26 protein-coding genes, 1 pseudogene and 1 other annotated feature are annotated in these 24,235 nt (G+C 56.8%); of the genes and pseudogenes, 3 read left to right on the plus strand and 24 right to left on the minus strand.

From position 1 onward, the window contains the following. Positions 1-10: 10 nt before the first annotated feature. From V8N38_RS03825 to V8N38_RS03915, 19 genes and pseudogenes are all read right to left on the minus strand, one after another. On the minus strand, positions 11-2,065 hold the full coding sequence (locus tag V8N38_RS03825; protein WP_147839755.1) for a phage tail tape measure protein: 2,055 nt from the start codon (positions 2,063-2,065) through the stop codon (positions 11-13). Continuing rightward, the gene (locus V8N38_RS03830) at positions 2,058-2,180 is read right to left on the minus strand and encodes a GpE family phage tail protein (RefSeq protein WP_084826812.1); all 123 of its coding nucleotides are present in this window, start codon (positions 2,178-2,180) and stop codon (positions 2,058-2,060) included. Before V8N38_RS03830 ends, V8N38_RS03825 begins: the two co-directional genes overlap by 8 nt. 32 nt (positions 2,181-2,212) lie before the next feature. Further along, positions 2,213-2,500: a phage tail assembly protein gene (locus V8N38_RS03835; protein WP_084826811.1), complete on the minus strand. Its 288-nt coding sequence runs from the start codon at positions 2,498-2,500 to the stop codon at positions 2,213-2,215. Positions 2,501-2,565: 65 nt separating this feature from the next. Continuing rightward, entirely contained in the window at positions 2,566-3,075 is a 510-nt protein-coding gene (locus V8N38_RS03840) for a phage major tail tube protein (RefSeq protein ID WP_084826810.1), read from the minus strand. A gap of 12 nt (positions 3,076-3,087) precedes the next feature. Continuing rightward, complete coding sequence (locus V8N38_RS03845; RefSeq protein ID WP_147839756.1) at positions 3,088-4,257, minus strand: phage tail sheath protein; 1,170 nt, start codon at positions 4,255-4,257, stop codon at positions 3,088-3,090. A 140-nt stretch (positions 4,258-4,397) separates the two neighbouring features. Beyond that, positions 4,398-4,955 carry a tail fiber assembly protein gene (locus tag V8N38_RS03850; RefSeq protein ID WP_084826808.1) on the minus strand — a complete coding sequence of 186 codons (558 nt, stop codon included), beginning with the start codon at positions 4,953-4,955 and terminating at the stop codon, positions 4,398-4,400. Then, entirely contained in the window at positions 4,955-6,805 is a 1,851-nt protein-coding gene (locus tag V8N38_RS03855) for a phage tail protein (protein ID WP_244951305.1), read from the minus strand. The genes V8N38_RS03850 and V8N38_RS03855 overlap by 1 nt, the downstream gene beginning before the upstream one ends. A gap of 2,768 nt (positions 6,806-9,573) precedes the next feature. Further along, a pseudogene (locus tag V8N38_RS03860) lies at positions 9,574-10,095 on the minus strand (phage tail protein I); the annotation flags it as partial. Beyond that, on the minus strand, positions 10,088-10,996 hold the full coding sequence (locus V8N38_RS03865; RefSeq protein WP_084826807.1) for a baseplate assembly protein: 909 nt from the start codon (positions 10,994-10,996) through the stop codon (positions 10,088-10,090). The pseudogene V8N38_RS03860 and the gene V8N38_RS03865, both read right to left, overlap by 8 nt. 4 nt (positions 10,997-11,000) lie before the next feature. Beyond that, positions 11,001-11,351 (minus strand): GPW/gp25 family protein, encoded by a 351-nt coding sequence (locus V8N38_RS03870; protein ID WP_084826806.1) that lies wholly within the window; start codon positions 11,349-11,351, stop codon positions 11,001-11,003. Next, positions 11,348-11,983: a phage baseplate assembly protein V gene (locus tag V8N38_RS03875; RefSeq protein WP_084826805.1), complete on the minus strand. Its 636-nt coding sequence runs from the start codon at positions 11,981-11,983 to the stop codon at positions 11,348-11,350. Before V8N38_RS03875 ends, V8N38_RS03870 begins: the two co-directional genes overlap by 4 nt. Before the next feature lie 85 nt (positions 11,984-12,068). After that, a complete protein-coding gene (locus V8N38_RS03880; protein WP_084826804.1) occupies positions 12,069-12,533 on the minus strand; it encodes a phage tail protein in 465 nt (154 codons plus the stop codon). A 52-nt stretch (positions 12,534-12,585) separates the two neighbouring features. Continuing rightward, on the minus strand, positions 12,586-13,098 hold the full coding sequence (locus V8N38_RS03885; RefSeq protein ID WP_089185493.1) for a lysozyme: 513 nt from the start codon (positions 13,096-13,098) through the stop codon (positions 12,586-12,588). After that, positions 13,082-13,300 carry an HP1 family phage holin gene (locus tag V8N38_RS03890; protein WP_074055887.1) on the minus strand — a complete coding sequence of 73 codons (219 nt, stop codon included), beginning with the start codon at positions 13,298-13,300 and terminating at the stop codon, positions 13,082-13,084. The genes V8N38_RS03885 and V8N38_RS03890 overlap by 17 nt, the downstream gene beginning before the upstream one ends. Before the next feature lie 3 nt (positions 13,301-13,303). Continuing rightward, positions 13,304-13,507 (minus strand): tail protein X, encoded by a 204-nt coding sequence (locus V8N38_RS03895; protein WP_084827882.1) that lies wholly within the window; start codon positions 13,505-13,507, stop codon positions 13,304-13,306. Positions 13,508-13,710: 203 nt separating this feature from the next. After that, positions 13,711-13,893 (minus strand): hypothetical protein, encoded by a 183-nt coding sequence (locus V8N38_RS03900; RefSeq protein WP_084826803.1) that lies wholly within the window; start codon positions 13,891-13,893, stop codon positions 13,711-13,713. A gap of 62 nt (positions 13,894-13,955) precedes the next feature. Next, positions 13,956-16,031: a replication endonuclease gene (locus tag V8N38_RS03905; RefSeq protein WP_147839767.1), complete on the minus strand. Its 2,076-nt coding sequence runs from the start codon at positions 16,029-16,031 to the stop codon at positions 13,956-13,958. A 4-nt stretch (positions 16,032-16,035) separates the two neighbouring features. Further along, positions 16,036-16,257, minus strand: coding sequence for a TraR/DksA C4-type zinc finger protein (locus tag V8N38_RS03910; RefSeq protein ID WP_084826802.1), 222 nt, complete (start codon positions 16,255-16,257; stop codon positions 16,036-16,038). Positions 16,258-16,336: 79 nt separating this feature from the next. After that, positions 16,337-16,642, minus strand: coding sequence for a hypothetical protein (locus V8N38_RS03915; protein WP_084826801.1), 306 nt, complete (start codon positions 16,640-16,642; stop codon positions 16,337-16,339). A gap of 264 nt (positions 16,643-16,906) precedes the next feature. Between V8N38_RS03915 and V8N38_RS03920 the strand changes: the two genes are divergently transcribed. Beyond that, positions 16,907-17,773 carry a helix-turn-helix domain-containing protein gene (locus tag V8N38_RS03920; protein ID WP_371935052.1) on the plus strand — a complete coding sequence of 289 codons (867 nt, stop codon included), beginning with the start codon at positions 16,907-16,909 and terminating at the stop codon, positions 17,771-17,773. 50 nt (positions 17,774-17,823) lie between these two features. On the opposite strand, the gene V8N38_RS03925 is transcribed toward V8N38_RS03920, so the two are convergent. Then, positions 17,824-18,588: a YdiY family protein gene (locus tag V8N38_RS03925; RefSeq protein ID WP_047728881.1), complete on the minus strand. Its 765-nt coding sequence runs from the start codon at positions 18,586-18,588 to the stop codon at positions 17,824-17,826. Between the two features lie 506 nt (positions 18,589-19,094). Here V8N38_RS03925 and V8N38_RS03930 point away from each other — a divergent pair. Both V8N38_RS03930 and tyrA read left to right on the plus strand, forming a co-directional pair. After that, positions 19,095-20,171, plus strand: a complete 1,077-nt coding sequence (locus V8N38_RS03930) for a 3-deoxy-7-phosphoheptulonate synthase (RefSeq protein ID WP_038871801.1) — start codon at positions 19,095-19,097, stop codon at positions 20,169-20,171. A 3-nt stretch (positions 20,172-20,174) separates the two neighbouring features. Next, complete coding sequence (gene tyrA / locus V8N38_RS03935) at positions 20,175-21,296, plus strand: bifunctional chorismate mutase/prephenate dehydrogenase (RefSeq protein WP_100396071.1); 1,122 nt, start codon at positions 20,175-20,177, stop codon at positions 21,294-21,296. 60 nt (positions 21,297-21,356) lie between these two features. On the opposite strand, the gene pheA is transcribed toward tyrA, so the two are convergent. The 4 genes from pheA to bamD form a co-directional block, all read right to left on the minus strand. Then, positions 21,357-22,514 (minus strand): bifunctional chorismate mutase/prephenate dehydratase, encoded by a 1,158-nt coding sequence (gene pheA, locus V8N38_RS03940; protein ID WP_147839758.1) that lies wholly within the window; start codon positions 22,512-22,514, stop codon positions 21,357-21,359. A gap of 42 nt (positions 22,515-22,556) precedes the next feature. Continuing rightward, positions 22,557-22,683: a sequence feature (Phe leader region), on the minus strand. Next, positions 22,635-22,682, minus strand: a complete 48-nt coding sequence (locus V8N38_RS03945; RefSeq protein ID WP_101428074.1) for a hypothetical protein — start codon at positions 22,680-22,682, stop codon at positions 22,635-22,637. It overlaps the preceding feature by 48 nt. Positions 22,684-22,805: 122 nt before the next feature. Beyond that, entirely contained in the window at positions 22,806-23,147 is a 342-nt protein-coding gene (raiA, locus tag V8N38_RS03950; protein ID WP_004932457.1) for a ribosome-associated translation inhibitor RaiA, read from the minus strand. A gap of 312 nt (positions 23,148-23,459) precedes the next feature. After that, the gene (gene bamD / locus V8N38_RS03955; RefSeq protein ID WP_004932456.1) at positions 23,460-24,191 is read right to left on the minus strand and encodes an outer membrane protein assembly factor BamD; all 732 of its coding nucleotides are present in this window, start codon (positions 24,189-24,191) and stop codon (positions 23,460-23,462) included. Positions 24,192-24,235 lie beyond the last annotated feature (44 nt).

The raw sequence follows: 24,235 nt of genomic DNA on the forward strand, positions 1-24,235 counted from the left end.
TGAAAGTTCCTTATGCAAAGCGATAGTTTGAATAAACCGCGTTGTCGCTATCCAGCTGGTTCTGGCGATTCACATGGTTGATGATTTGTTCGACTTCCTGACGATCCATACCCGGGGTGGTATTGATGGTCATATGATTGGTGATGTTACGGTTGTTGGCCGTTGAGATAGCTCCCGGGGCCATGGCCGGTTGATAGTTCTGTACCGCCGCCCCCTCTTTCAGCGCGCCGGCTGCCAAATCGTTCTGCACGGTTTTGATTTGCTCATCATCCAGGTCCGGTGGGTTGGCGCTCAACAGGCCGAAGGCTTTCAACAGCCGTATCACGCTACCGCTGAGCTTGGCAAACATCGCGATCGGCGCCGTCAAGACGGTCGTCAGGATCTCACCGAACGCTTTGCCGTAGCCAGCGGCGCTGTTTAACCCTTCTTGCGTCATCTCGATCGGCGTCAGCAGCTCCAGCAGCGCATTAAAGCCGGCTTTGACCAGGCCGATGACCCCTTCGAACAGCGACAGCATAGGAGTGAAACTTTCGACGATAGGGGCGATGGCGGCGACGAAACCGCTGGCGACGCCACCCATAAAGGCGCTGATCGGCTCCCAGTACTTATACACTAAGGCGGCGCCGCCGATGATCGCTGCGACGACAGCTGCGATCGGTAGACTGAGCGCGGCGAATGCGCCGGCGATCATGCCGCCAACGGAGGTGAATACCGTGCCCAACAGGCCGGCGCCAGCCATCAGCATATTGACGGCGCTCAATGCCGGAGCGATGAAAACACCGATGGATGACAGGCCGCCGACCAATGCGGTAATGGCAGTGCCGACGGTCATCAAGGTATTGGCCAGCGCCGGGTTGGCCTGCGTCCACTGGTCGAGCGCGGTCAACCAGCCGGTAGCGGTTTGCGTCAGCTGGCGCAAAGCGGCAGTCTGTCCATCGAACAGGCCGATGCGCAGACTGTCCCATGAGGTGAACAGCTTTTTGACATCGCCATCCAGATTGTCGCCTTTAACGGTGACCAATAGCTGGGCCGCGCCGTCAACCTTGCCCAGGCTGCGTCCCGACGGCGCCAGTTGTGCTGCGGCTTGCTCCAGGCTTAGGCCATCGCGTTTCGCTGCGGGCGCGGCCGAACGCAGCTGGGTTTCGAGCTCGCTCAGGCTCAGTTGATAACTGGCGCCGGCTTTGGCCAATACATCAGCGATATTGCCTGCTTGAGCGACTGGCAGCTGAAAGGTGCTTTGGATCCCCGTCAGCGCTTTTACCGCATCCTCAATGCTGCTGCCGCTGGCTGTGGCCAGGCTCAACGCCGCCGGTGCGGCGGCCAGCACCTCCTGCGCATTGTAACCGGAGCTTGCCAGCGCGGTTTGTGCTTGAACGACCTCTTGCGGCGATTGTCCTTCGGTAGTCATGCCGGTTGCTTGCCGGCGCAAACCGGCCAGATATGGATCGCCGTTATTCAACCCCAACTGTGCCTGTACGCCCGACATCTGTTGCTCGAATTTCATGCCCGGTGTAAACAACGTCTTTCCTGCACCGAAAATTTCACCGGCCGTGTCTGCGCTTTGTGCGCTGAAGTCGCGAAACTTGCCAATTTTTTCTTGGCGACGTTGGTAATCGCTAAGCACCTCCTCACGTCTCTTTTGGCGCAGGCCCTGGCGTTGGTCGCGTTGATGAGTAAGGAGGCTTTGCGTCACGTCTGACTTCTTTTGGAATGTGCGTTGGGCAAGGGGTAAGTCGGTGATATCCACCTCTCTCGACTGCAATTGCTGTTCCAGACGCTGTTGACTGCGAGATGCGAGGGCTTTCCGCGCGCTTTGCACGACGTAATTTAAGTTTGCCTGTTGCGCCGTCGCAATATCCTCTGGAGAAGATAAGAACGCGGGCAAGCTTGCGCGGATATTGCGGATATCATCCAGTTCGCGTAGCGCGTCCGTTTGCGCCGTTTTGACCTTCAACAATTCGGCGAGCTGGGATTGGTTTTTCCGCTCGATTTTGAGCTGCTGACGATATTTGCGGACGGTGTTGTCCGCGTCTTTTAACGCTGCTTTGCTGCCGGTATCACTCATCTGTATTTACTCCGCTGCGTTGCAGCGCTCTGTGACGCCAGCCGATCAGCTCCGCCAGCGTCATGCCGTTCATTTCCGACGGCGGCCAGTGAAAAATCACTGCAATATCCGCCATCAGGTCATCTACCGTCAGACAGGGATCGACCGTTACTCGGCCGATGTCGGCGACAAAAAACCGATCACCTGGCCGGCCAGCGCGATCAGATCCGGCAGTTCAAGGCGAGCACACTCTTCCTTGGTCAGGTTCGGGTAAGTGACGCGGGGCAGAATGGTGATCAATGCGTCGACATCGGCGTTGGCCAGCGCCGCCAGGCCGATGCCGCGCAGGCTGCCGGCATTCGGCTTGGTTACTTGTACGCTGGTAATCTCGCTCTCTCCGCGTTTGATCGGGGTGTTCAGGATGATGGTATTTTCCGGGGATGCATTCAGTTCCATGGGGGTATCCAGTTTTTAATTTGGGAAAAGGGGCCAGCGCAGAGGCTGGCCGTTGAGGTGAAAAATTACAGGCCGATGGCGCGGCGGTGCGCCGCCAGCAGGTCTACGCCGTCGACTTTTTCGATCATGTTGACGGTATCGATCTCGATCAGCTCTTTGCCGTCGATGCTCAGCTTGAAGTAGGTGCAGTCGGTGGAAACCTTGGTTTCGGTATCTTCACCCTGCTTGAAGTCGCCGCTGTCGATCTCTTTATGACGACCACGCATCACCACCTCGAGTGCGGAGACGTCGCCGGTGTCATCGCGTTGGAAAGAGCCGGTAAAGCGCAGCGGCACTGCATCGATACGGCCCCATTGCTTGAGCACCAGTTCGTCAATGCCGCCCATGGTCCACTCCACCACCAGCGCATCATCGTCCAAGCCGAAGTCCACCGAGGCTGCGCCGCTCATGCCGCCGCCGCGGAATTTTTCCAGTTTGCGGGTCAGTTTCGGCAGCGTCATAGAGGAAACTACCCCCATGTAGTTGAAGCCATCGTTAAACAGGTTCAGGTATTTCAGTTTTTTTGGCAGTGCCATGATGCAGTCTCCTTAGCTGTTCACGGATGTGGCGAAATTCGCCAGGTAACGATCGGTAATGCACTGACGCAGCGTGAGATCTTCCAGTGGAGGCACCGGGGTGTAGTCATAGTCGATAAACAGCTTGCCGGCCTTCAGGGTCTCTTTATCGTTGGCGCTTTCGTCATACCAGCAGTCGCCGTCGATGATCAGGCCGGCGGATTTCAGTTCGCGGAACTTGGCCTTGATGCCGTCGATCATGTCGCGGATCAGCGTCGGGGTGAGCGGACGATCAACAGCCCACAGGTGGGCTTCAGCCATCGTATCGGCCAATACCTGCGCGGTGCGGGTGTAGTTTTCAAACTGGAACAGCGGCTCGTCGGAGCAGGTGCGGGAACCCCAGAACTTGAAGCCATCTTTGCGGATCAGCGTGGTGACACTGCCTTCATTCAGCAAATCGGCGTCGGTGCCGGCGGTTTGCAGATCCCAAAATACGCTGGCCGAGATGCCGCTCACGCCGTTGACGCCGACGTTGGACAAGGTTTTGTGCCAGCCGGTTTCCTGGTCGATCTTGGCACGCAACCCCAGTGCGCGCGCCGTGGCGAAGGCGATGTCGCTGCTGTTGGTGGCGGTGTTCCAGTTGATGAAGTCCGGCCAAATCAGCATCAGTTCGCGCTGGCTGAAGTTGGCTCGGTATTTGATGGCGTCGGACACGGTTTTGCAGCCGTAAGCGCTGATATAGCCGAAAGCGCGCAGCTGTTGGCAGATGCTGGCCAACGCGGTCGCCACTTCCTGATTATCATGGCCCGGTACACCCAGAATGCGCGGTTTCACACCCAGCTCGGCCTGGGCGGCCAGCAGCGCTTTCATGCCGGTGTACTTACCATTTTCATCGGCGCCGCCGATGATATTTGACGTGGTTTCGGCTTCGTCTTTCCCTTCCGCCACGCGTACCACGACGGTCACTGGCTTAGCCTGCTCGGCGATCGCCAGCAGCGAAGGCGCCAGCGTGCCTTTTTTACCTGCTTTGCCGCTGGCGGCCAGCACGTCGGCAATCAGCACTGGGGTGTTGAGAGGAAACAGGGTTGTATCGGCATCTTCTGCGGTACAAACCATGCCGACAATGGCCGTAGAGACGGTGGAAATTACGCGGGTGCCTTCGTTGATTTCGAGGACACGCACGCCGTGGTGATAGTCACCCATAGCATTACTCCGTTTGTGGTTGGTGATGACAGAATGCCTGTTGGGAGGCGGTGTCGCATCTCATTCGGGGTGTGGGATAACTGGTACAACAGCAGGAAAAATAAAGAAAAAAAACGCCCCAGGCGGGGCGTTGAGCGGTGTTATTGCGGCGGTTGCGGCCAGTCGATATCAGGGGCCGCTTCGGAATCGATCCGATTAAGCAGCACGCGATAGGTTTTCCAGCGGGCCAGCAGCCGCTTTTCTTCTTCGCTGGCCATGCCCAGATCGGCGGCGTCGTTGAGCGTTTCTATTTGCAATGAACTCTGCTTAATCAGCTCCTTTTTTTTATTGGCGGCTTGCTGTTGCAACTCTTCCTCTGAATATTCCCTGAGCGTGATTTTTTCTCCGTCAAATAGCCAGCGTCCGTTTATATCTGCCCCTTCAGGTAGACTCTTTATTTCCGCCACGCTCATATTTTCCGGGAAAAATCCGGAAACGTCATAATGACCTTCGGTATTCGGTTTTGCGGTGATTGAACGAATGATCCCGTCCTTGTCATACATCAGTTTTACCGTCTCAGGTCGGAAGCTTTTTTGACATTCATACCAGTCTTCTCCGGTGTCAGATTTCAAAAACAAAACACCGTGCGAGGCGGCCAGCTGTTTCTGCTCTACCGTTTCCGGTTCGGCGAGGGTAAAGTTCTTCATGTTATTCATCATTAAACGCTCCAGACGGTAACCCAATTACCATTAATGTGCTTTTGCAGCGGCCGACGGAAAATCACGTCGATGTATTCATCCACATTGTTGTTTGCTGCACCGGTCAGGACATAACCCGCACTGTCCGAGTAACCGGGGCCTCGCCAGGTAGCGATGCTTTCCACATTACCCAGACGAACATCGCGCACAAAGTTTTGGTTGAGATAGTTGCTTAAATAGCCACCCCAAATGCTGCCGTTGATATTACCGTCATTAAAGTAGGTTGCTTCACCTAACATCAGGCGTGGCCAAGGGCCATTGCTGCGAATATCGCCTTGATGACCAAATTGGAACCAGCCATCAGAGCCGCCAGAGGAAACATGCATTGCGCCAAATGCGCGCTTACCTATCTCCTCATAAAAGTAATGATCAACATACTGATTACCTGCACCTTGTATGCGCAGCCCTTGAGTATTGCGATTACCACTGGTTTCGGTTATTACCCCTTTTTTAGTAATAAAATCTTGGCCATTGATATACAGAGTTCTATCAACGTGGGCGTCTAAACCAACGGTAAGGTTTTCATTGGCCCGAACGTTTTTTGCACCCAGACTTAATTGACCCTGGCTATCATTAATGATGCGAACATCATAATCCGTGTTCGTATTGCCATAATGGAAATCTATATAGGGCGAGGTTCCGAATAATTCGACGCCGCCTTTGGTGGTTAACGATCCTATCACTGTGGCGTAAGGCGTGGTCAATCCCGATTTCGTTTCAATTGAGCCGTTGACCGTCAAGCTGCCTGTAATGGTATCGCCGCTCTGTTTGACGAACTTGCCGTCGGCTTCCGCCTTGCTGTAAGCGCCGACATCCGCCGCCGTTGGTTTAAAACCTGTCGTGTAAATCCGATACCAATTCAACGGCTTATCAGCAGTTGTGGATGTGCCGATGTAACACCATCCGTTGGTTTGTATCGCCAGATAGCCGCTGGAGGGGCCACCGTCGCACGGCAGGTTCAAGACGCCATAGACACCGCCACCAGGGGCGTTTTTCGATGTGCCGTTGACTCGATAGATTTCGCCAAGGTTGCTCAAGGCGTCTTCGCGATGTTTGGGACCATCTCCTAAACCGAACGCACCCACCTCCATCAGATTAGTTTTTTGCGTGCCGACGTTACGGGTGGCGGCGGTGCCCAGTTCCAGGTTGTCGCGCGCAGCGGACTTGTTCGGTACGTCTTTCAGGTTCGCGGCGATTTTCAGCGAGGTGTCGTTGACCGCTTTCACCGCTTTGGGGGTGGCGGCGAGCGTTTCACTGGCGCTGTTGCTGTCGTTGCTCAACTGCGTGAAGCCCTTGGCCAGTAAGGTAGCGTCCGGGTGGTTGCGCGAACGGGCATGTTCGGCGATGGCCGCATTCAGCGTATCGCGCGATACCAGCAGGGCGGTCTTGTCCGCGACGATGGTCGCGTTGGCGTCGCCTTTGACCAGCAGCACCATGCGTACGACCTGGGTGCGGCCGGCGCCTTCGGTCAGCAGGGGCTTGTAAGTATCGGGCGTATTGGCGATCGCCACCAGCACGCCGTTTTTGTCATACAGCCCAAGCTCGCGGATCCACCAGCCGCCGACGTCCTCCGGAATGACCTGTTCGGCGATCACCTGGTTGCTGTTGCCGGCGTCTACCTGCAGTGAATTCAGCGTAGCGCGGCGTTTTTCGTTCACCAGCTTAGTCTGATTTTCACCGGGCTGCGTTGGCGAGCCGCCGCCGTCGCCGATCGCCATATGCGTGATTTCCAGCTTTTGGCCGGTTGCTGTGGCGTTAGCCAGCAGCGCTTTGCCCTGATCGGTGAGCAGGACGCGGTATTTTGCTGTCATGGTGTGGTTCTCTTCTGTTTGCCGGCCGGGTAGGTAAGGCCGTTTTTGTACATCACATACAGACTCAATCCGCGCAGGATTTCGCCTGACCAAAAGCCGAAAAACATGCCGTTATCGGTGCCGGGGCGCGGCGCGGGCGACCAGCCGCCGTCCATCACGTCCCCGGTGCTGAGGTAGTGCCTCTGTAATTCCGTAACGCATTGTTCGATAAAGTGTTCGAGGCCCTCTATTTCGCTGCCGGCCATTTTTGCCATCACTGCGCCGGCCAGCCACAGGCCGCACATGTGGCCGGTAAAGTCCTGCGCATCGGGTTGCGGCAGACCGGTCATCGGGAAATCGGTCGGTGTGACACCGCCGGCGTTATTGGTGAAATCAATCAGCCAGCGCAACCAGTTCTCGACATATTCCACCAGCTTGAGCGGTGGCGTTTTGTTCGCTTGCCGTAATTCGAACCAGGCTCGCGCCGCGCCGAAGAAGGCACGTGGTTGATAGCCAGACCAGGCGGTGCCGTTACCCCAGTGGTACATGGTCCAGCTATCCGCCGGGCCGTAACTCAGATTGTCCCAGCGGTTCCAGATATAGGCCGATGCGCCCGGGCCCAGCACGCCGAACTGCTGTTGGTACCACTGCTGTGACTGCCACAGAAACTCGACCATGTTGTTGAGCATCACCCCGTCGGGATCGGCGGCGGCGTGCACGAAAATGAATGGGTACTGGTAACCTGGATAAGGCATGCCGTGCCAGCCATCGAACTGTTGGCTGTCTACCTGATAGATGTTGGAGAACGGGATCACGCCCGGCGTACAGAACAGGCTGTCGTGGCGGTGATTCAGGAGGGTGCAGTCGCCCAACAGCGCGCTGAACGGATGCTCCGCCTGGAGCGTTATGCGATAGCGGATCGTGTAGCCGTCATCGGCGTTGAACGTCGGCGGAATGTCGTTCAGTACGTAGTAGCTGAACGTGGCATCCGGTACGTTGCCGTCTTGCAGAATGGTGACTTGCTTGACGCGGCTGAAGCGAGGTGCGGCCGGTCTGGGCTCGGCATCCTGATGGTCCGGCTGATAGCCGCTCAGCGCGGCCGACTGCGGAGCGAAAGTCGCGATTTGCCATTTGCCGCCGGTGGCGGGTAGCCTCCAATACCAGCGCCATTTATCATCATCTTCGAGCCGCAGGTTGAAGTTGGCGTCCGCGCGATAGACCAACTGCGTGACGGGGAAATTTTCCTCTGCAGTCAACCAAGCGCCGATCACCATGCCGGCGTCATCATTAGGGAAACGGGCTTGGATCACCGTCGCGCTGCGGCTGTCGTATACCCGCTCCTCAAACTGGCTGACGATCGCGCAACCGCCGTAGTCGGTCACAGCACGAAGATCGGCCAGCAGATAGTCGCTGCCGTCTTCTTTCGTCAGCGCCGCCAGGCTGCTGAGCGCGATATCGTAGATTTTGACCTGGGGCTGGTGCGACTGCGGTAGACCGATGCCCCATTCTGTGGTGTTCGCTGCGTTCTTTTCCAGCGCGATAGACAGCTGTACTTTGCATGAGATCGGCTGGTTCTGGTCGTCAACGCCGCCGAAACAGGTGCGGATTTTTGACTGGCGATTGGCGCGGAACCAAATGGCCTGCTGTTCCAGCGATTGTTGCGACGCTATCTCCTTGCGAATGGTGATCATGCCTTCCGCGTTGCGGCCGTAGCTTACCGGCGCCCCGGAAGGGTATGACCAATCGTAGGCGATGCCGTCGGTGAACGGCGTATTGGCGCTGCGGCTTTGACGGAAGAACTTATCCTGCGCATCAATATCGGTATATTCCATCGCGGTGAATTCAACGCTTTTCCAGGCATTGAAATAGCGCTGCTCGCCGGTGATCTTGTGCAGCAGATAGCAGGCGTCAGCAAACCACAGCTCGGCATCGGCCGCGTTGCCCATGGCGTTGTGGGGTACCGGCACATGCAGCGGGCGGTTATGCTGGATCTGATTGCGTTCAATCATCACGCCGCCGTGTTCGGCCGGTTGCCGATTGGCAAAGTTCAGTTTGTGAGTGCCGCTGAGGGTGATGTCTTTTAACTGCACCGTACCGAATTGTTCTGCGGGCAGTCCTTTAGCCAGGATCTCGCCGTCGGCGTCGATCTGGTAACCCTGCCAATTGATGATCCAGGCTACATCATGGCGTTTGCCGTCGCTGTTCCAGTCGATTTCGCCGGCGGCGTTAACTGCGCGTATCTGGGCGTTGACGGCATCCCATGCCAGCGCACCGTCAAAGGCGAAAGTGGCGATGTCGAGATATTCACCCCAGTAGGGTGCGCCGTGAGGGATCAGCGTACGGCCCTGGTTGAAGGTCAGTGGAATGCCTTTGAAGCCGCTGTGCGTCGGATCCTGCGTATCGACGGGCCAATTGGCGGGCACCGGCTCTTTGGCATTGACGATCCAGTTGGCGATCCAGCGCTGGGGGCTGTCAGGGATCGGCGCACCGTCGTAAAAGTAGGCCACATAGGCGTCAAAACAGGCGATGGCCTGATCCAAATACTTCTGTTCTCCAGTCGCCAGATACGCATGGGCATAGCCGAGGATCTGCAAAGACTGGCCTTCGGTGGTGGCGTCATTCGGCAACCCCGCCATGCGTGATAGCTCGCGTTCATGGCGCGAGTCGGCCAAGACATGTTCGCTGTTGAGCACGAAGTGTTGCTGCGTCGAGTCCTGCGTGGTGCCGGTGTTACGCTGCAAGAATTGGTAATGCCCCGCCAGCATTTGCCGGGCGAGATCGGTATAGTCGGGGTACACGGTGGTGAGCTCACCGTCGTAATGGCCGCCGGCGATGTTCATCGTGCCGGCGGCTTCAAGATTCAGCGCCAGGCCCGTCAGATGGCGGCTGACCGGTTTGGCGTCGGCGATCATCCGTTCCATTTCCAGATACATCTCTTCGGTGATGCCATTCTCCAGCACGCCGATATCCAACGAGAAGGTACCGGGTTCACCGTTGGTTTCCCACCACTCACGCAGCTTGATCAGATAACCCAACGGCTCTACCACGCGGCGAATGGCGCCAATGGTGCCCTTATGGCGGTGGACGAAGAAAGCGGCGGCTACGACGCTGCGTTTGGCGTCTTCCGTCCAGGTTTCATCCCAATGATCGACCGAGAAGGCCCAGGCCAGGTACGGCAACAGGTTGACCGGACAGGTGGCCGGATCCCACAAGTCGCGCAGCGGCACCGGCATCGCGGCCAGCTCGGCACAGGCGGCAGCGGCCGCGACCTCCAGTGGGGAAGAGCCGACTGGCAGCAGACGGTTACTCATCGGAACCTCCCACCGTCAGACGATAGGAGGCGCAATGCGACGCCTGGGTTTTGTCCAGCACAATGTCGGCCTGTGGGGCTTTCAGCTCAACGCGTTGTACCCCTTCGGCATGCAACGCGGCATAGATTGCCGACAAGCGAATATCGCGGCCTAAACGGTGCTGGGCGCTGATGTAATTTTTCAGCTTGGCTTCGGCGGCGCGGCGCACCGGCTCGGCCTCGGGGCCAGGGTAGAGATACAGCACGGCATCGATGGTGTAGCTGATGATGTTGGCCGAACGGACGGTGACGCGATCCGCCACCGGGCGCACGTCTTCATCGTTTAACGCTTTATCGACGATCGCCACCAGTTCCGCGCTGGCGGTGCCGTCTCCTTCGCGTGACAGTACAGAGATCAGCACGTTAGCCGGGCTGGGGCTGGTCGCGGAAACGTCGGCGACCCGGCCGTCGGCAGAGCGGCCGTGATACTCGTAAGAGCCGCTGGAGCCTGCTACGCTCAAGCCTTCGAATGCCTGCTGGATCCGCACGCGGAAATCGCTATCTGATTCCATGATCGCCGGCAGCGGTGGGATGACGCTGTTATCTGGCTGCTGTACCACCAGGCGTTGAACCTGGAAGTTTGCGCCTAGTTGGTCGAGATCGCTGCCGTTGGCATAGCCGAGCATCACGGCCTGTGCGGCTTCATTGACGCGCTGGCGCAACAGCAGCTCGCGGTAAGCATTTTCTTGCAGCAGCTTGACGATTGGCTCCGACTCCAGCGCCAATGTGCGTGCGACGGCTTGACGCTGCTCTTCCGGGTAAAGGGAAATCAGCGTGGCCTTGCGATCGGCCAACAGTGACTCGTAATCGAGAGGGTCCACCACCGTCGGGGCGGGTAATAAACTCAGGTCAATGGTTGCCATGGTGTTAGCTCACTGAAACAGAAAGAGAAAAGGAATCCGGCGTATCCGTGCGGTTGCCGGTGATGTCGACCACCATTTTTCCGTCAAAGGTGGTGTTGCAGCTGATGCCCGTCAGCCGAATACGCGGCTCCCACTGCAGCAGGGCGCTGTAACAGGCCGCCATCATTTGCAATCGCAGCACGTCGTTTTGCGGCTGGTCCAGCAACTCGGACAGCAACGAGCCGTAGCTGCGGCGCATGACGCGTGAGCCGATAGGCGTAATCAGGATGTCGCTCACCGACTGACGAATGTGCTCGAGATCGGCGATTGCGCGGCCGTTGCCGCGGTTCATACCAAGATATTTCGCGTTGTTCATGCTGGTTTGTCCGTTTGGCCTCCGCCGTTTTGCACGCCCCCATGGGTGTGGGTATGCACCACAATGCCGTTAGAGCTGATGCTGCCACCGGTGTGATTGAGATCGCCGGTCATCGAACCGCCCTGACGGATAGCGATGGTGCCGGTAGTGAGCAACTGGGTGCACTCCACTTCGGGGGCATCCAGCGTGATTTTCCCGCTGGCGATACAGGTGATGTTTGGCGCCGTCAGTGTGATCCGCTCGGCGGCTTCGATTGCGGCGCTTTTTATGCCGACGGCCTTCAGCGCACCGGTCGCCGGCTCGTATTCGATCGCTGCGCCGTCAGGAAAAGCGATATGTGCTGCCTGTGCCGAGGCTGACGGTGCGGGGTGAGCATCGGAAAATACGCCGGGCAGCACGAAAGCGGTTTCAAGTTCGCCGCCAAGTGACAACACCAAGACCTGTTCGCCAATGCTGGGCGCCCACCAGCTGCGCGCATCGCCGGCGCGCCCGGTCAGCCAGTTGAGCCAGTCGGTAAGATTGCCGCCGGTGGCGACGCGGCAGCGCCCGCGTTCGAGGTCGAGCTCGCTGACGGTACCGATACGTATCAGATTGCGCACCAGGCGCTGAATATCGAAATTGTCTGTGTTCATGTTTCAAGAATGCCGCTGGATGAAAAGGGGAACAACGCGGCGGCGTTTGGCTGCCGCCAGCACAACTGAAGCCGCCTGTATGGCGTTACGGTTGCCGAAATTCGCTGAGTAGCTCGCCGTGCAAATAAACCTGGGTGAAGCGAATGACGTTCTCCGGTTCGGGGGGTTCAGCCTGCGGAATGATATGCAGTGCGCTATCGCGCATCTCCACCAGGATTCTTTCGGTGAGTTGAAGCCGCACTGTCAGCTGGTTCGGAGTCTCGATATCTCTTTGAAACGAAAAATCATTTTTTCGTTTTTCTGGATTGGCGAAGAGGTCGGGTTGGTGGCTGCGTAACCAGGCCAGCACGGTGACGATGATCAGATCGTCGTCGGCTGACGGCCCATCCAGTGCCAGATTAAGCTGATAGCGGTATTCGAAGGACAGCGAGGTGGCGAGCGTTGAGACCACTCGGCCGTTAGCAATGCCAAGACGCAGCCGTTCGGGGTTTTGTTGCAAAATGGGGACCGTATTGAGCAATTTGGCACGCAGCTGTTCGGGTTTTAACATGATGAATCTCCTGAAAGGGAAGCGGTTTGAATGGGAGTCCGTTGAGAAGCGATCAGTGTGGGACGGCGCTCAGGCATAGCGCACGCTCAGCCGTTCGACGGCGTTCCAGGCCTTTGCTTTTGACGCCGTTGACATAAATCCAGCGTGGCAGTTGATCGCAGGCCGCCCGCCACTGGCGGCGTTTGATAAAGGTGGCCAGCGTTGAATGGCAGGCGGCACTGACGCCGACGTTGAAAGCGAAAGCGCTGACGGCGTCGTAAACCTGCTGTGGCATGTCGACGTCCATACAACGCGCGATGCCGCGCTCTACGGTGCGCACGTCCTCGATCAAATTGGCGGCCGCCTTGCGTTCGTCGATGACGGTGTCCGGCTTCACGCCGGCAGTGTGGCCTATGCCGTTGGTCCAAATGCCGGCACTGCATTGGTAGGATGATAGCCGGCAGCCTTCGAAATCTGCGATCAGGCGCAAACCTTGTTCGGAGGTTTTCAGCGTATTGAACTGAGGCAGCAGGGTGGCGAGCGCTAAAATAGCCGCCACGCTGCAGCGTTTAGCGAGTGAGTTCATCGTAGACTCCGCGTTTCAGGCCGTTTTTTTTTAGCGATTTCAACAGCTGGTAGCTTTTACGTCGGTAATACCAATTCACGGCGAAGGTACCAACGCCAACCGCGGCTCCGACCAGGATGGCGATGTCCTGCGCAGAATGGCTCCCTAACCAGGCCAGGCAAGCCGCCACGAGATACGCAAGGGTTGAAGTGAGTTTCTCCATTGCTCAATCCCACAATTTGACGGTTTCTCGTTGGGCTGCCACAGGCAGATCCGGCAATTCAACCGGTTGGCCGTGTGGTAGCAAGGGGCCCAGCTCGGCCAAGCCGCGATTGGCCTGATAGACTTGTTCCACCTGGTGCAGCGTGCTGCCGTAATAGCGCCAGCAGATCGCGTCAATGGTGTCACCTTGTTGTGCGTAAATTTTCATCATTACCATCCTGCGATAGCGTTAGGGGGAGAGGGCGTTGGCCCCGGATGCCTTCAGTTTCCCGCGCGCGAGCGGGGAGGGGCAACGCGAGTGGGTTGTGGTTGCGATGGCACAACCGGCCAGCGAAAGTGAGGTTGGCAAAAACAAAAACCCCCGCCGTAGGCGAGGGTTGAAAACGTGTGGCTGGTGGGGTTAGCGGGAGGCTATTCGTCAGCGGGGTAAAATATTTCTTGATAATCGTTGTTCGGCAGTACCTGGCCGGCCAGATCGGAGATCAGCGACATGGCAATCAGAAACTCGGAGGCGCTGCATTGTGCAGCCTGTGAAACATCGGCGATGAACTGGATGCGGGACAGTGTTACTTGTTGTTTATCCATAATTTCCACTGTTTTGCCCTCTCTTGAATATACTGTGTATTTATACAGTATTAAGCAAAACGCTAAAGGCGTCAATGGTTAGACTTATCATTTGTGCAGTAAAAATACGGCCAATCATTGATTAGCGGAAATTGTACAAGATGGCCGTCGAAACGGATTTTGCCGCCGCGGGCAAGCACCTCCAACTGCCAGCGTTGCGGTTCGATGCCCCTATCCCGAAGCGTGCGGGCAATATTCAGACACTGTTGCCGTTGTGGCGGTGTCAGCCGAGCTGAAGGTGCCGCCGGGGCCGGCAGTTGAAGGTGGCGTGTTCCACAGTTATTGCCAGAACTCCAAGGCGTTGCGGCGGCAAGGTTTTTAGCGACGATCCGCCATTGCACGGTGCGCGTTCGGTATACCCGTTCAGCACCCAAATGTGGTGCATAGATGCCGACAACTTTTGCTATGGGTTCATCATAAGCGTTTCGTGTTTCTGAGGCTTCACGCGCAACACGCACCCATTGGTGGCTGCGTGGCACATTGGTGCCGCCTTGCGCCTGTATGTAACCGGCAAAGTCACCGGCATCGGCAGCGGCGCGTACGGCTTCGGTGCCGGCGTCAAACTGCGGCGACAGGTCTTGGCCGCGGATGCGCCGACATTCGCGGTAGACGCCAATACTGGGCAGGCCGAAGGGATGAAACTGCGGGATGCGCCAGGTGGTGGCCCAGGCGCTGACCGCGCGGGCGGTATCGCTCAGCGGGGCACCGGTTTCGCGATCGATTTCTTCCTCCTGCGCATATCCATCGAGATTTTTGGCGACATATTTAGCCAGATAGGCGGTGGCGCCGCCGCGGTTGAGGTGTTTGCACTGGAAACGATGTTGTTGGGCGCCGGGTTCTTCCGCATCCTGCTGCAGGGCATAACGTTGCATGATGTCGATCACCGCCTGACGTTGCGCCTGCAGAGTGAACATCATCAGATGCCAGTGGGGCGTGCCGTCATGATGAGGCTCAACTACCCGCATACCGTAGACCTGCAGGCGACGATCCTTGAAAGCGGTACGCATTTTCCCCCACTGGGCCACCAGATAGCGCTGGCCGTCCTTTGGTGTGAAAGCTTGCCGTTGCCAGCACGAATTGAAACGCGTTTTGCCTCGTTCGCCGGCCTGCTGGACAGGGTGAAAGCAGGCCGGTGCCGTCAGCGTGACAAACAGCCCACAGTGACCGTTGCGGACGGCGTAGGTTTCTATACCGGCGAGGGTGTTCATCAATTCCATCCGCCGAATGGCGGGATTGGCGATGCTGCCAAGCACTTTTTCCATAAGATCGATGCGTTCACCCGTGGCGACGTTTTCCAGCTCACAACGATTAAGGTAATCGAGGTTCGATTGGCGCCGTGCGTTGACATCGTGTATGGCCTGCCGGCTGGCATAGGGTGACGCGTTGCTGCGGACGTTGCCTATCGCGATTTGCAGCGCCTCGCGCCACTGCATGCGCTGCATTTTGAGACGACGGATCCACCAGCGATCGTCGGTCAGACGCGACAGCGCCGCAATCGCCCGCTCGCTGTCCAACTTGCCTTTACGATAACAGCGCCAGTGCATGGGCTGGATATTGAAGGCGCGTGCCATCGTGGCAATTTGGCGATAGAGGCGACGCTGTATATCCGCGTGTAACAGGATTTCTACATTATTGCTGTGTTTCACCAGCAAGGCGTCACATTCACTCTGGTAGAGCGCAGAAAGTTGGCCCCCGATACGCCGCGCCAACTGCTCCAGCGCTTTATCGCCCAGTGTGGGCAGTGCGCTATAGCTGTCTGCTTCACTGCCAAAGTGCAGTGATTTTCGTTGATCCAAACCGAAATTATTATTTACCTGCTGAATGCGTGGCCATATCCGCCGATGGAAAACTCGCACCAGATAATGCCAGGCAGCATGAGCCCCCTTTTGGCTGAGCAGCTGGCGGTGGCGCTCAAGGAACGGCGTGCGCAGATAATAAGGTAGGTTATGAATACACTGCAGTATCGCTTGCCATTGGCGCAGTTGGTCGCGATTGAGCGCCGTTTCGCGCCCTATCGCACGACGTGGCGCGTTCCACGGATAGGCGTAATCATCAGACGCCGTGTGTCGTGTCGCAGGGGGATTTGCCGGTGGAAATGCCGCCGGCATGTTTTTAACGGTGGGCGACATGGCGTTGTTTGGCTTCTGTGATCTCCTGGCAGGTCACGCAGCGGCTAACGCCAGGAACCGCGATACGCCTCGCTGCAGGGATCGCCGCCTCACAATCGCTGCAAGAGAACGCCGAGGGCGTTGCGACCACCGGCCTGGCGTACGCGATTTGTTTCTCGAGCATCAATGCCTGGCGCTCCTGGGCCATATCAATAGTATCTGCCATAACATTTTCCTGGGATTGAATCGGGTGAATTTGGGCCGAGCGGTGCCCGGCGGGTTACAGGCCAGTTTTTTTCGCAAGGTTATTTTTTCTGGGTTAACAGACAGTCTGCTTCGCTGATATAGCGCGGTAACGATTGACTGAGCGAGATGAGCTCATTGAGTGCCGCGACGATTTGCCGCCGTTCGGCATAACCCATTTCATGAAATTTTAACCATACATGGCGCTCGGTCAGCCCGGCGTGAAAGCAAAACGTATGACGCACGTGCAGCGGAGCCGTGTTGTAGATCGCTTCGGCATGATTGGTTTGCCGGGTAAACAGTGTGCGGCGGATTTCAGCAATACGCCGCAGGCCGATAGCCCGTTGCTCCTCGCTGGCCAGCAGCATGGCACTCTCCTTATCTGATGTTTGATGGTTGCTTGCAAAAACAAGATGGATTAACCGTCTTTCTCTGGCGCAATTTTGAGTCAATACACTGTAAACAAAGTCGTTGTGCAAGATTGTTGCCGCTTTACAGTATTTGCATTTTAATCAGTCATGTCGCATCATCTTAACTAAAGCGATCGACATGCCGAGCGACGGCGAATTGATGTTACTTTAAATCGCAAAATGCGACTTGTAAATGCAAATTTTATTTTAATCGGTGATGATATGCGTGAAGAAGCGACAAACAACAACACCTCCGTGGGAGCGGTGATTGAAAGAGTTCTTTCATCTTATGGCGTTGGCACGCAGAAGGAATTGAGTGAAATCCTTGGGATAGCGCCGAATAACATCAGTAGTTGGCAACAGCGGGGTAGCGTTCCCGGATACGTCATCATCAACTGCGCGTTGGCCACGGGGGCAGACTTGGCCTGGCTGATGACTGGTGAGTTTGCAAAATCAAAAAATAATCGCAAGCCTGCGTCATCTGCGCAAGGTAAAGTGCTTTACGATCGCGTTTTGGCTTCTGGCGGAAAAGGGGTATTGCGCCGCATTTTGGACGCTTATGGTTTCAATCTGCAAAAAGAGTTGGGCGACCTGCTGGGTATCTCTTCAGGCACGATGAGCACCTGGGTACGCCGCAACTATTTCCCTGGCGATATCGTGGTGACCTGTGCTTTGGATACAGGCGTCTCGCTGCTGTGGCTGGCGACGGGACAGGGTGAAATGTGGGGCGATGCCGCACCGGCGACACCGGTGTCAGGGGCTCGCACGATACCGAAATATCGCCTGCTCGCCGGGCAGTTGAAAGAGGTGGGGCAGTGGTCGGCAGACTGCTCTTTGATTCCTGATGGTGTGGCTCAACCGGCTTACGTTGATGGCGGGCGCGTATCCTGGCTGGTGGATCTGGCCGTTACGCATATCGCCAATGGCCGCTGGCTGGTGGACATCGACGGTAACCTGGACGTTTACGATATAGCGCGTTTACCGGGCAACCAGGTGCGGGTCAGCGGCAGCAACGTCGACTTCCAATGTTCCCCGGATGCGTTGAAAGCGCTTGGCATGGTCTGGTTAACGTTGACGCCGCAGGCATAAAAAAAAAGCCCATCGATGATGGGCTTCGAGAGATTCTGGGCGGGGGGAGGTTACAGGCCGTAGACCAGCGTGACCGAGGTGGTGGTATCGGTGTTTTTCGGTGCGGAGGCCGGCGGTTTGCTGTTGTAGGTCACGGTGTAGGCCACGCGCAGTGAGAAGCGATCGTTGATCGCCACGTTCAACGCGCTTTCCGAGTTCAGCGTGGTTTCCTCGTTCGCCAGCGCGGAAACGCCCTGAATGAACTTGGTGTTGTCGGTCAGCTGATAGGAATAGTTGGCCGCACCGTAGGCCAGCCCTTTGGTCGAGCGGCCGCCGCCGTGGTATTCGTCATGGCGTACGCCGGGACCAAATTCCACCCGCAGATCGCTGAGCGGCCCGTTGAGGAGTTGGCGGCCGTAACCGCCGGTCAGCGTGGAGCGCGAGTCATAACCGTTGAAACGGTCGCTCAGCCAGCTGGCCTGGCCGAACAGGTAGTTGCGATCGGTCAGGTTATAGCGCGTACGGCCACCGGCCTGGTACTTTTCGGACGAGCGCACGTTGGAGGAGGTGGTGTTGTTGGCCGCCCCCCACAGGCTATATGCCGCGTCGGTATTGAACCAGGTCATATTGGTGTTGGCCAACAGGGTGGAGCTTTGCGAGTTGCCGGACTGGGCGTTGTAGCCCGCCTGCACGTTGCCTTCGAACGGTTTCTTGGCGGTGGCCGGATCGTCCATCGCGGTGAAAAGCGTATTGTCGGCAAGGGCTGAAACACTGGTGAAAGTCGTTAAGCAGCAAATATACAGCGGAAAAGCGCGACGAGCGCGAGAAGAGAGCATCTTGGATCCAGTTGTTAAGGGTGGTTATTGTTGATGACGGTCACATTATATCGGTTCACTTCGGCGACAAAAATAGCCGCCATTAGCTTAAGTTTTTAATTTTTATTCCTCATTTATTCGCTTTTCTTCTACTTAAATTCATCGCTTTCGGCGGCATTTCGTGCTGAGCCTGACGGTATCCGCTACTGTCCGTTCGTGGGCGCCGAGACGGGCGGTGTATCTTCCCTGTAAAACTAATTGTACAAATATGTTTACGATTGGGTGTTTTGGTTCGCAGGGTGCCTAGGCGCGTTTTGATGATCCTGTAATTTTATTATATTATTGATTTAAATGAATTTAATTGTATTTTATTGATGTTTTTATACATGTTTTTTTATAAGCAAAAGCACGGTAATTTTTTATTTACGAAAATTGGATTGAAATCTTTACATCGCGTGATAAGGTAGAGCCCTGAAACGCTCAATGTTCCATTTCAACGCATAACGCCAAACGACAGGAATAGCATCATGCAAAAAGACGCGCTCAATAACGTACATATCAGTGCAGAACAGGTTCTCATCACGCCGGAGGAGCTGAAGAACCAGTTCCCGCTTAGCGCCGACGACGAAAATGAAATCGCCACCGCGCGCAACACCATCGCCAACATTTTGCAGGGGCGCGATCATCGCCTGTTGGTGGTGTGCGGGCCTTGTTCGATCCACGATCCGGATGCGGCGCTGGACTACGCCCGTCGTTTGAAAACCCTGGCGGCTGACTTGAGCGATCAGCTGTATATCGTTATGCGCGTCTATTTTGAAAAACCCAGAACCACTGTCGGCTGGAAAGGTTTGATCAACGATCCGTACATGGACGGTTCGTTTGACGTTGAAGCAGGCTTGCATATCGCGCGTCGCCTGTTGCTGGATCTGGTGGGCATGGGCTTGCCGTTGGCTACCGAAGCGTTGGATCCGAACAGCCCGCAGTACCTGGGGGACTTGTTCAGCTGGTCGGCGATCGGCGCGCGCACCACCGAATCGCAGACCCACCGCGAAATGGCTTCCGGCCTGTCGATGCCGGTCGGGTTCAAAAACGGCACCGACGGCAGTCTGGGCACCGCCATCAACGCCATGCGCGCCGCCGCTATGCCGCACCGCTTCGTCGGCATCAACCAGGCGGGCCAGGTTTGCCTGCTGCAGACGCAGGGCAACCCGGACGGGCACGTGATCCTGCGCGGCGGCAAAACCCCGAACTACAGCGCCGAGCACGTTGCGGCCTGTGAAAAACAGATGCTCGAGGCGGGACTCCATCCGTCCTTGATGATAGATTGCAGCCATGGCAACTCGAATAAAGACTATCGCCGTCAGCCGGCGGTGGCCGAGTCCGTGGTGGAGCAGATCAAAGCGGGCAACCGTTCGATCACCGGCATTATGCTGGAGAGCCATCTGCATGAGGGCAATCAGTCTTCCGAACAGCCGCGTGCAGACATGCGTTACGGTGTGTCCGTCACCGACGCCTGCATCGACTGGGAGAGCACGGAAACGCTGCTGCGTCATATGCATCAGGAACTCGGCGCTGCGCTGACGGCACGCACGGGAGAAAAGTAAGTTATGGTGGCAGAACTGACCGCGCTGCGCGATCAAATCGACGAGGTGGACAAAGCGTTGCTGGATCTGCTGGCAAAACGCCTGCATCTGGTAGCGGAAGTGGGGGAGGTGAAAAGCCGCCACGGTTTACCGGTTTATGTGCCGGAGCGCGAGGCGGCGATGCTGGCCTCGCGCCGTCAGGAGGCGGAAAACCTCGGGGTGCCGCCGGATTTGATTGAGGACGTCTTGCGCCGCGTGATGCGCGAATCATACGTCAGCGAGAACGATAAAGGCTTTAAAACCCTGTGCCCGCAGCTGAGGCCGATCGTCATCATCGGCGGCAACGGCCAGATGGGCCGGCTGTTCAACCGTCTGCTGACGTTGTCGGGTTATCAGGTCAGGGTATTGGATCAGGAAGATTGGCCACAGGCGGAACAGCTGTTGGCCGACGCCGGCATGGTGATCGTCAGCGTGCCGATCCATGTGACAGAGCAGGTGATAAGCCGCCTGCCAACGTTGCCCGACGACTGTATTCTGGTGGATTTGGCGTCGGTGAAGAACCGTCCGCTGCATGCGATGCTGGCGGTGCACAACGGCCCGGTGGTGGGGCTGCACCCGATGTTCGGTCCGGACGTGGGCAGCGTGGCGAAGCAGGTAGTGGTCTACTGCGATGGCCGCCAGCCGGAGGCTTACCAGTGGTTGCTTGAACAACTGCAGGTGTGGGGGGCGCGGCTGCATCGCATCAGCGCGGTCGAACACGATCAAAACATGGCGTTTATTCAGGCGCTGCGGCACTTCGCCACCTTCGCCTACGGGTTGCACCTGGCGGAAGAGAACGTGCAACTGGAGCAGCTGCTGGCGCTCTCCTCGCCGATCTACCGGCTGGAGCTGGCGATGGTTGGCCGCCTGTTTGCGCAGGATCCGCAGCTGTACGCCGACATCATCATGTCGTCGGAGGAAAATGTGGCGCTGATTAAGCGTTACTACCAGCGCTTCGGCGAGGCGATAAAGTTGTTGGAGCATGGCGACAAACAGGCGTTTATCGACAGTTTCCGCAAGGTGGAGCACTGGTTCGGCGATTACGCCCAGCGCTTCCTGGTGGAGAGCCGCACGCTGTTGCGGCAGGCTAACGACAGCCGGCAGTAAACGCGGGTGGTAAACGTAAAGGTAAGGGGTTCGGCTTGGCCGAACCCTTTTTTTATGGTTTCAGGATGGGTTGACCGGCACCACGGTGTCGCTCGGGTAACAGCCCAGTACCTTCAGCGAGCGGGTGATTGGTGCCAGATCGCGCAGCGCTTTTTGCATCGCGTCGGCACGCAGATTGGCCTGCACATCGATATAAAACATCTCTTCCCACGGATTGCCGTTGATCGGGCGTGACTCCAGCTTGGTCATGATGATGCCGTTGTCGCGCAGAACCAGCAGCGCTTCGACCAGTGCGCCGGATTGCTGGCCGGTCGCCATGATCAGCGTGGTTTTGGCCGGCACCTGTTCGGAGACGTCAATCGCTTTACGCGCTAGGACGATAAAGCGGGTGATGTTCTGCTGCTGGTTGGCAAGGTTGTGTTCCAGCACCTGCAGCCCGTACAGTGCGCCGCCGGCTTCGCTGCCCAGCGCCGCTACCTTCGGTGAACTCAGCTTGGCGACTTTCTCCATCGCGGCGGCGGTGCTTTCGGTGTATTCGATTTTCCAGTGCGGGAAGCGGTTCAGGAACTGGCTGCACTGCTGGAACGGCTGCGGGTGACTGTAGACGGTTTCAATCTGGCTCAAATCACTGTCGCCGGCAATCAGAACGCAGTGGTTGATCGGGTTAGTCAGCTCGCCGACGATCGACAGACTGGTGTGTTGCAGCAGATCGTACACCTCGTTAATCGAGCCGGAGCTGGTGTTCTCGATCGGCAGTATCGCGTAGTCCGCCTGGCCGGTTTCCACCTGGGTGAAGATATCCTGAAACTTCTGGCAGCCGCATTCGATCAGCTGATCGAAATGGCGGGCGGCGTATTGACGCGCCGCCAGATGTGAATAAGAGCCTTTCGGGCCGAGGAAGGCGATGCGGGCGGAGTGCTGGCTGACGGGGTTGAGCTGGTGCTGCAGCAGCGCCTGTTGGGTCAGAACGGAGTCTTCAATGATCAGTTGGAACAGGCGGGTGACGTAGAAGCCGTCCAGATCGTAAGGTTTGGCGGCGGCGATCAGCGCGTCCAGCAGGTCGCGCTCGCGTTCTTTATCGCGGATCGGGCGGTGAGAGTGCAGCTTGGTCTTGCCGACTTCGATCGCCAGCTCACGGCGTTCCGCCAGCAGGGCCAACAGTTTCAAGTCCAGTGCGCTGATGCGCTCGCGCAGCACCAATAACGGGTTGTCAGTCATAATCAGCTTCCGCCTTCAGTTCTTATTCGTTGTAAAATAGCCATAAAAAAAGCCCCCTGTTTCCAGGAGGCCTTGTTGTTCGTCTTCGCATTCTTTCTCACACGACGAAACGCCTCCCAGTCAGGGGAAGGTAAAAAAGAATGCGAAGAAAAACGGTGTGCGTGGCATGGTCTACCTAAGGTTAATGTGATCAGGTTTTAAAGTAACCGCTGGCCTTTACCCCGTCAACAAAAATACCCGACAAAAAACGCGCCCTCGGGCGCGTTTGATGCGGCAATCGCTGTCGGACGGTTATTCTTGCTCTTGCGTGACTTCCGGCACGATGTCTTTCACGCTGGCATTGCAGCGGCGCGCTTCGCCTTTGTGCTGCACCTTGTTCAGCTGGCGCTCCAGCTTGGCGATCAGCTCATTAACGGCGGTGTACATGTCATCATGTTTGGCGCTGGCGACCAGCGGGCCGTTAGGCGTGGTAATGGTAGCGTCGGCGACAAACCCCTGCGGTTCTTTAGATAAGACGATATGTGGGTTTATCAGCTGGGTCTGCCATTTTTCCAGTTTGGTGAGACGGTCTTCGACGTGATTGCGGATTGCGGGAGTGATATCCATTTGTTTGCTGGTAATGTTCAATGTCATATAACTTACCTCTCTGTCTTTCCGTCTTGGTGAATCCAGCATACCCCGCTTTTTGTTTAAATGCGTGATGTAAATCACGATTTTTTGTCACTTTTTGCAAAGTTAGTTCAATCTGTGATTCAGCATCTGAATTGGCTATCTAATGCTTGAGAGTTGCCGCCGGATGGCGCATTATCGATGAGTTGACCGGTGAGGAACGTTAGCTAACACCGTGTTTTTACTTGTGTATTTCTCCAGTAAAAAACCGGTCCACGCCAATGAAAACGGCAGCCGAGGCTGCCGTTTTGTTTTTCTGTCGTTGCCGACGCGCGGTTATTGCGGGTTGGCGGCGATCACTTTGGCCACTTTGTCAGCCTGGCCGTTCAGCTGCAGCTGCTTGTAGGCATTTTCCATCAGCGGCAACACGTCGTGCGTTGCTTTGGTATCCGGGAATTCACGCAACATCTGCTCGGCGCGATTAACGACCGCGACGTAAGCACCGCGTTTAGTGTAGTATTCCGCCACCGAAAGCTCATACTTGGCCAAACGGTCTTTCAAATACACCAAACGCTTGTTGGCGTCGGTCGCGTATTGGCTGTTCGGGTATTGCTGAATCAACTGGCTGAAGTCGCGGAACGCAGCGCGAGCGTGCTGAGGATCGCGGTCAGAACGGTCAACCCCGAAGAAGCCCTGCAGTGCGCTGTCATCGAGCGCCATGTCGGTCAGGCCGCGCATGTACATCACGTAATCGATGTTCGGGTGCGTCGGGTTCAGACGCATGAAGCGATCGATGGATGCCTGAGCCATCGGCAAGTCGGCAGCCTTATAGTAGGCGTAAATCAAATCCAGCTGGACCTGCTGGGAATACGGCCCGAAAGGATAGCGGTTATCTAACGCTTCGAGTTGCGTAATCGCGCCCTTGAAGTTACCGTCCTGCAGTTTTTGCTGCGCGGTAGCATAGATTTCCGAAGGTGGGTTGTCGGGAACCGCATCCTTGGATGTGGAGCAACCTGCCAGCGCCAGGCTCAACGTGGCTGCCGCCACCAGATATTTCATACGCGTCATGACGTTTTGATTATCCTCAGGGTGTTATTCCGGGAGACTGTCCG

Source organism: Serratia nevei, from assembly GCF_037948395.1.
GTDB lineage: Bacteria > Pseudomonadota > Gammaproteobacteria > Enterobacterales > Enterobacteriaceae > Serratia > Serratia nevei.